At 67.4% G+C, this 7053-nt stretch carries 7 protein-coding genes; 3 read left to right on the forward strand and 4 right to left on the reverse strand.

Annotated elements, in window-relative coordinates; genetic code table 11:
• The 4 genes from KF737_RS22245 to flbT all read right to left on the reverse strand — a co-directional run.
• A partial coding sequence (locus tag KF737_RS22245) for a flagellin (RefSeq protein ID WP_296460716.1) occupies positions 1-648 on the reverse strand: 648 nt, incomplete at its 3' end.
• Positions 649-941: 293 nt separating this feature from the next.
• Positions 942-1760: a flagellin gene (locus KF737_RS22250; protein ID WP_296460734.1), complete on the reverse strand. Its 819-nt coding sequence runs from the start codon at positions 1758-1760 to the stop codon at positions 942-944.
• 550 nt (positions 1761-2310) lie between these two features.
• Positions 2311-2676, reverse strand: coding sequence for a flagellar biosynthesis regulator FlaF (gene flaF / locus KF737_RS22255; protein WP_296460720.1), 366 nt, complete (start codon positions 2674-2676; stop codon positions 2311-2313).
• Positions 2636-3061, reverse strand: coding sequence for a flagellar biosynthesis repressor FlbT (gene flbT / locus KF737_RS22260; RefSeq protein WP_296460722.1), 426 nt, complete (start codon positions 3059-3061; stop codon positions 2636-2638). Before flbT ends, flaF begins: the two co-directional genes overlap by 41 nt.
• A 216-nt stretch (positions 3062-3277) precedes the next feature.
• Between flbT and KF737_RS22265 the strand changes: the two genes are divergently transcribed.
• The 3 genes from KF737_RS22265 to KF737_RS22275 all read left to right on the forward strand — a co-directional run bounded on the left by KF737_RS22265 (position 3278) and on the right by KF737_RS22275 (position 7009).
• Positions 3278-5062: a tetratricopeptide repeat protein gene (locus KF737_RS22265; RefSeq protein ID WP_296460725.1), complete on the forward strand. Its 1785-nt coding sequence runs from the start codon at positions 3278-3280 to the stop codon at positions 5060-5062.
• 127 nt (positions 5063-5189) lie between these two features.
• Complete coding sequence (locus tag KF737_RS22270) at positions 5190-6059, forward strand: MoxR family ATPase (protein ID WP_296460727.1); 870 nt, start codon at positions 5190-5192, stop codon at positions 6057-6059.
• A gap of 86 nt (positions 6060-6145) precedes the next feature.
• A complete protein-coding gene (locus KF737_RS22275) occupies positions 6146-7009 on the forward strand; it encodes a hypothetical protein (RefSeq protein ID WP_296460730.1) in 864 nt (287 codons plus the stop codon).
• The last annotated feature ends 44 nt before the right edge of the window (positions 7010-7053 follow it).

A 7053-nucleotide genomic window follows, 5' to 3' on the forward strand; every position in this document is an offset into this window, starting at 1 on the left:
GAGCTTCTTGACGAAGTTCAGGTGGCTGTTCAGCGCCTTGGCGCCGGTGCCGAGCGACGACAGCTTGCTCGACACCGAGGTGATCGCCGCGTTGACGGCCGCGATCGCCAGCGATGCGGCGGCCGTGGTCCCCAGCGTGCTGGTGTCGATGGCCAGGGCCGACAGGGTCAGCGTCTGCGCCTGCACCGTGATCACCGAGGTGGCGTCGGCGTTCGCGATCGCCTTCACGGTGGTGCCGTCCTGCTTGATCAGGTTGGCGCCGTTGAAGTCGGCGTTCGTGACGGCCTTGGTGATCTGACCGAGAAGCGTCTTGAACTCGTCGTTCAGCGCAGTGCGCGAGGCGGTGTCGAGGCCGGAGTCACGGGCGGCCAGAGCCTTTTCCTTCAGTTGCACGAGCACGTCGGAAATGGTCTCGCCGGCCGAGATCGCGACTTCAACGGCCGACTGGTTCCGCTCCAGCGAGGAGACGACCGAGTTCAGGGCGTTGGAGGTGGCGCGCTGGTTCTGGGCGATGGCGAAGATGGCGCCATTGTCCTTGGCCGACGCGACCTTCTTGCCGGTGTTGATGCGCGCCTGCACGGTCTGCAGTTCGGCATTCGTGGCGTTCAGGTTCTGGAGCGCGACGAGCGCGCCAACGTTCGTATTCACCGAATTAGGCATCGGTTGGTCCTTCATTCAAAAAGGCCGGCTGTCGTTCTGATGGCCGGGGGCGTTTTGCCCGGCCGCAACGCAGCAAGCTTCGGACCAGCGGAATCCTTACCGCGGCGACGCCTATCGAATTGAATTCATGGGATTAAACCCGCATTAGGGTTGCTTTGGGCCGGCAGATCCTGCCGAGCTGCGCGGCGGGTAGGCATAAAATGCCGATCAGACCCGGCAATAATGTCCGGGCTGGCAAAGGACCCGTCGGGCGGACCGGAGTCCGCCCGACGGCCGCACACTTAGCGGAACAGGCCCAGCAGGATCGACGTCGACTGGTTGGCGATCGAGAGCGCCTGGACCCCGAGCTGCTGCTTGGTCTGCAGAGCCTGGAGCTTGGCGCTTTCCTTCGCCAGGTCGGCGTCGACGAGGTTGCCCACGCCGGCGTCGATCGTGTCCTGAAGCTTCTTGACGAAGTTCAGGTGGCTGTTCAGCGCCTTGGCGCCGGTGCCGAGCGACGAAAGCTTGCTCGACACCGAGGTGATCGCCGCGTTGACGGCCGCGATCGCGAGCGATGCGGCGGCCGTGGTCCCCAGCGTGCTGGCGTCGATGGCCAGGGCCGACAGGGTCAGCGTCTGCGCCTGCACCGTGATCACCGAGCTGGCGTCGGCGTTGGCCAGCGCCTTCACGGTGTTGCCATCCTGCTTGATCAGGTTGGAACCGTTGAAGTCGGCGTTGACGACGGCCTTGGTGATCTGACCGAGAAGCGTCTTGAACTCGTCGTTCAGCGCGGTGCGGCTGGCGGTGTCGAGGCCCGAGTCGCGGGCGGCCAGAGCCTTTTCCTTCAGTTGCACGAGCACGTCGGAAATGGTCTCGCCGGCCGAGATCGCGACTTCAACGGCCGACTGGTTCCGCTCCAGCGAGGAGATGACCGAGTTCAGGGCGTTGGACGTCGCGCGCTGGTTCTGGGCGATGGCGAAGATGGCGCCATTGTCCTTGGCCGACGCGACTTTCTTACCGGTGTTGATCCTGGTCTGAGTGGTGGCGAGCTCCGCGTTGGTGGCGTTGAGGTTTTGCAGCGCGACGAGCGCGCCAACGTTCGTGTTGACCGAATTGGCCATTGGGTAGTCCTTCCATTCTGGAATGAAGCGCCGGGCTTTTGCCGGCAGGCGGATTTTCCGCCGGGGTGCGCGTCGCAAGCGCCGGGCCAGGCACAGGCGCCGCTTGGGCGCCGTCACTTCCCTGTTTTCATTGGACCTTTGGCGTCACGGCGTTCGCCGCCGCGGCGCCCGGACGCGGCGCGTTCCTGCCGGGCGGCACATCCTGCCGGATCGGCAGGGTGCGAATGCTGCGAGAAAAGGGCGCGCGAGGCGTGAGGGTCTTGCGAGCCTTCGAGCTGCGTTGGCGCGTCAGCGCCGCATGGATTCAACCACGAACCACACGAAAGACACGAACGGGCCGGGGTTGTGCTCAGGGGGCGGGTTCATGCCGGATTCGTTCGTGTGGTTCGTGTGGTTCGTGGTTCGAAAAGCAGGACGCCTGCGGCGCGCCGGGCGGTCGGCCGTTGTTCTCGATCGCCCTGGTGATGCTGGGTTTCGTGCCGTGGAGAGGAAGGAAGCCTGGGTCCCCGCGTTCGCGGGGATGAGCGGGGGTGATGAGCGGGGTGGGTGTTTAGGCGGCGGCTTGCTGGCCGCCGGCGAGGCCCTGCATGATCATGCGGTTGATCTCGATCAGGGGCTCGAACTCCTCCTGGTTGCGGATCACCAGGCTGGTGTGCTTGCCCACCCAGATGCTGAGCGAAACGATCGAGGCGCGCAGGGGGGCCGGCAGGCCGTTGTCGGCGCGGTTGCACTCGCTGGCCAGCATCGACCACATGCGCTTGTTCCAGTCCAGGGCGTCCATGCGCTTGCCGAACTCGGACTTGTCGAGCTGCGCCGCCTCCATGAGCGCCCGGGTGACCTGGGCGAAGAGGCGGTATTCCAGGTCGCGCGGGCTCTCAGCCCGCGTCGCCGCCTGCTGATACGCCTGAAGGGACATGGCCCAGCCTTTCGTTCTCGTAGTCGATGAGCTTCCGGCAGAGCATCAGCGCCTTGTAGTATTCGCGCTCCATGCAGCACCGGGAGATGTCCACGCAGTCGGCGAGGACGCTGGGGTTGGAGATCACCCCCATGAATTCGGTCATGCGGGTGACGAACTCGCCGTAGAACTTCTCGGCGCTTCCCTCGTCGAGGTACATCATCATCACCGGGAAGTAGATCCGACGCGCCGGCGTCTGGACGTCCTCCTCGTGCATGATGTCCTTCTCGCGCAGGACGGACGCCTTGTTCTGCAGGACCAGCACGGCCCGACGGTCGCCGTTCTGGACGACGGCCCCGTTCAGGACGAACCTCTCACCCGGCTTCAGCGATAGTTTGAGTGGCAAGTCCGTCCCTCGTCTGCGCCCACGACCGCAACAGCGCGAATCGAGCGAATCCATTCTCGCGCGAGCCACGATCGAACGCATCCCACGCTTAGCGGCGCACCCGTTAACGGCCGATTGCCGCGGCCGCGGACCGCGGGCGTGCGACCGAATGGCGCGGCTTAGCGGCAGGTTAACCATAGCGCGCGAGGAAGGGGCGTCTTTCCGGAGTCCTTCAGAATGGCCAAGGCGGCGCCGAGCCCCGTTCCCCTCCCCGACGGCCCGCAGATCGGCGCCGCGCCGAGCGTGCCCGAGTCGATGCGCGAGATGGGCGAGGCCGGCGGCAGGGATTCGCTGTCACGGCTGGAATCGGCGGTCGGCGAGCTGAAGGCGGTGGCCGCCGCGCCGCTGCTGAAGCGCGCCATCGAGTTCCTGAACCGCGAGGACTTCGTCAACGGCGGCAAGTGGGCGGTGAAGGCGCTGGAGATCGACGAGCGCAACGGCGTCGGCTGGTACCTCATGGGCATCGCGCGCGAGCGCGCCGGCGACTTCGCCAGCTCGGTCCAGGCCTACGAGGCGGCGCTGAAGCTGTTGCCCGACCATGCGGAGGTGGCCAACGACCTGGGCCGCCTGGCCTTCCGGATGGGCATGCACGAACAGGCCGAGAAGCTGTTCACCCGCTATGTCGAGCACGCGCCCGGGCGGGCCGACGGGGTCAACAACCTGGCCAGCGTCATGCGCGAGCAGGGCCGCGTCGACGAGACGATCGAACTCCTGCGCAACGCCATCCAGGCGCATCCCGAGACGCCGATGCTCTGGAACACCCTGGGCTCGGTGATGATGGACCAGGGCGACCTGCCCAACGCGGCGACCTTCTTCGGCGAGGCGGTGCGGCTGAACCCGAAATTCGGCAAGGCCCGCTACAACCTCAGCCAGGTGAAGCACGGGCTGGGCGACAACGAGGGCGCGCTCAAGGACTGCGACACGGCGCTGCGCCGGATCAACACCGCCGAGGACAGGCAGATGATGCTGCTGGCCCGGTCGACCTACCAGCTCTGCCTGGGCCGGATCGGCGCGGGCTGGGACGACTACGAGGCGCGGCTGTCGGCGCAGTTCGCCGGCGTGACGCACTTCTGGATCGACCGGCCGCGCTGGAAGCCCGGCGGCGAGCTGAAGGGCAAGGACTTCCTGGTGGTCGCCGAACAGGGCCTGGGCGACGAGATCCTGTTCGCGGGCGTGCTGCCCGACATCGTCGAGCGGCTGGGCCCCGAGGGCCGGCTGCGCATCTCGGTGGAGCGGCGCCTGGTGAGCCTGTTCCAGCGCAGCTTCCCGGACGCCGAGGTCACGCGCCACATCACCAACGTGGTGGCCGCGCAGGCCGTGCGCCGCTGCCCCGACACCGACCTCGCGACGGTCGACCTCTGGACCCCGATGGGCAGCCTGCTGCGCGAGTTCCGGCGCAAGCTGGAGGCCTTCCCGGACCACAAGGGCTACCTGACGCCCGATCCGGAGCGCGTGGCGCACTGGACGAGGGCGCTGGAGTCGGCGCCGGCAGGCCCGAAGGTGGGCCTGCTCTGGAAGAGCAACATCGCCAAGGGCCGCAGCCGCTTCTTCTCGCAGTTCGAGCAGTGGAAGCCGGTGTTCGACGCGCCCGGCGTCTGCTTCGTGAACCTGCAGTACGGCGACTGCGCCGACGAGATCGCCCAGGCCGAGCGCGACTTCGGCGTGAAGATCTGGCAGCCGCCGGGCATCGACCTGAAGGACGACCTGGACGACGTGGCCGCGCTGTGCGCCGCGATGGACCTGGTGGTCGGCTTCTCGAACGCGACCTTCAACATCGCCTCGGCGGTGGGCACGCCGAGCTGGATGGTCTCGTCGATCAGCTCGTGGCCGCGGCTCGGGACCGACTCCTATCCCTGGTATCCGCAGACCCGCGTCTTCCTGCCCGACGCCTTCGGCGACTGGGATTCCGCCATGGGCCGTCTCGGCGAGGCCCTGGGCGACTACGCCGCGTCCGCGCCCTGAGGCGCGGCGGTTCGAAGCGGCGGTTCGCGCGGCGATGGAACCGGCTTGATCCTCGCGCCCGGCTCTATAGGTTGGCCCAGACAAACAACTGTTCGAATGCGGGCCTCCGTCCGCATGGGGAGCCTGAATGAGCCAGCGTTTCGAAGGGACCGACAACTACGTCGCCACCGAGGACCTCAAGGTGGCGGTGAACGCCGCGATCGCGCTCGAGCGCCCCTTGCTCATCAAGGGCGAGCCCGGCACCGGCAAGACGGTCCTGGCCTACGAGATCGCCGCGGCGCTGGGCTCCGAGCTGATCACCTGGCACATCAAGTCGACCACCAAGGCCGTCCAGGGCCTCTACGAGTACGACGCCGTGACCCGCCTGCGCGACAGCCAGCTCGGCGACGAGCGCGTGAAGGACGTCAAGAACTACATCAAGAAGGGCAAGCTCTGGGAGGCGTTCGAGCACGCCGGCCGCCCCGTCCTGCTGATCGACGAGATCGACAAGGCCGACATCGAGTTCCCGAACGACCTCCTGCAGGAGCTCGATCGGATGGAGTTCTACGTCTACGAGACCAACGAGACGATCAAGGCGGCCGTCCGCCCCATCGTGATCATCACCTCGAACAACGAGAAGGAGCTGCCCGACGCGTTCCTGCGCCGCTGCTTCTTCCACTACATCCGCTTCCCCGACAGCGAGACGATGCAGGAGATCGTCGACGTCCACTATCCGGGCGTGAAGCAGAAGCTGGTCGCCGAGGCGCTGCGCATCTTCTACGACATGCGCAAGGTGCCGGGCCTGAAGAAGAAGCCCTCGACCTCGGAACTGCTCGACTGGCTGAAGCTCCTGATGGTCGAGGACATCGACGGCGACGCGCTGGCCGAAAAGGACCCGACGAAGCTGATCCCGCCGCTGCACGGCGCCCTGCTCAAGAACGAGCAGGACGTCCACCTGTTCGAACGCCTGGCCTTCCTGGCCCGGCGCGAAGGCGCGGCGCGGCCGGGGCAGTCGTAACGCCCGGGTGTAACTTACCGCGAATTCACTCGCCTTTTCGGAGGGCTCCGCCCAGCTTCCCACGGGAACGGACGGAGCCCTTTTCCATGAAGCCGCTTTACCTCGTCGCCGCCTCGGCGCTCGCGCTGACCGCCGCGGCCTGCGGGCCCAAGGTCCCCGCCGCGCGCGCGGCGCTGGACTGCCCGATGAAGCAGGGCGACCTCACGCGCACCATGGCCACGTCCGACGGCAAGACCTGCATGTACGCCACGCCCGATGGCGCCGAGGTGACCCTGCAACTGGTGTCGACCGCGGGCGGCGTCGACAATGCGCTGGCCAACATCGAGACCACCCTGCTCGCCAACCGCACGGCGCCCGTCGCCACGGAGGGCGCCAAGGACGCCGCGTCCGGCAAGGCGTCGAAGGAGACCGCCGACGCGGCGGCGAAGGCGGCCGACGAGGCGGCGCGCGACGCCGGTGGCGCTGGCGTCGAGGTCCGCGCCGGCTCCGGAGGCAGCGGCGTCGACCTGAAGGTCGACGGCAAGGACGTCGATGCGGTGAACGTCTCGGTGAGGGGCGGCAAGGCGGTGGTCACCGAGTCGGAGGACGGAACCACCCGCGTCAGCCTGCCCGGCATCCACATCGTCGCCAACGACGCCAACGACACCGCCAAGGTCCAGGTCGGCCCGATCAAGATCGACGCGGGCGGCGACGGCGCCACCATCCGCATGCGCCGCGACGTGCGCCTGCGCGGCGAACAGCTCAACCCGGAGAAGCGCGGCGTGCGCGCCACCTTCCTCTACACCGGGCACGACCTGCCCGACGGCTACCGCTATGTCGGCTACGAGGCCGGCGGACCCAAGCGCGGGCCGATCACCGTGGCGGTCGTGAAGTCGAGGGCCGAGCGCCACGACGGCGACGAGATCTACAAGGACGTGAAACGCCTCGTGCGCAAGAACGGCGGGGTGTGAGGGACCCGCCCCCCACGCACCAGAACGTCATGGCCGGCCTTGTG

The sequence above is a fragment of the Phenylobacterium sp. genome (genome assembly GCF_019636135.1).
Classification (GTDB): domain Bacteria; phylum Pseudomonadota; class Alphaproteobacteria; order Caulobacterales; family Caulobacteraceae; genus Phenylobacterium.

Bases quoted from the DNA above. Each gene is read 5' to 3' on its own strand.
- KF737_RS22250 (WP_296460734.1), bottom strand. From the start codon at position 1,760: ATGGCCAATTCGGTCAACACGAACGTTGGCGCGCTCGTCGCGCTGCAA.
- flaF (WP_296460720.1), bottom strand. From the start codon at position 2,676: ATGTCCCTTCAGGCGTATCAGCAGGCGGCGACGCGGGCTGAGAGCCCG.
- KF737_RS22265 (WP_296460725.1), top strand. From the start codon at position 3,278: ATGGCCAAGGCGGCGCCGAGCCCCGTTCCCCTCCCCGACGGCCCGCAG.
- KF737_RS22270 (WP_296460727.1), top strand. From the start codon at position 5,190: ATGAGCCAGCGTTTCGAAGGGACCGACAACTACGTCGCCACCGAGGAC.
- KF737_RS22275 (WP_296460730.1), top strand. From the start codon at position 6,146: ATGAAGCCGCTTTACCTCGTCGCCGCCTCGGCGCTCGCGCTGACCGCC.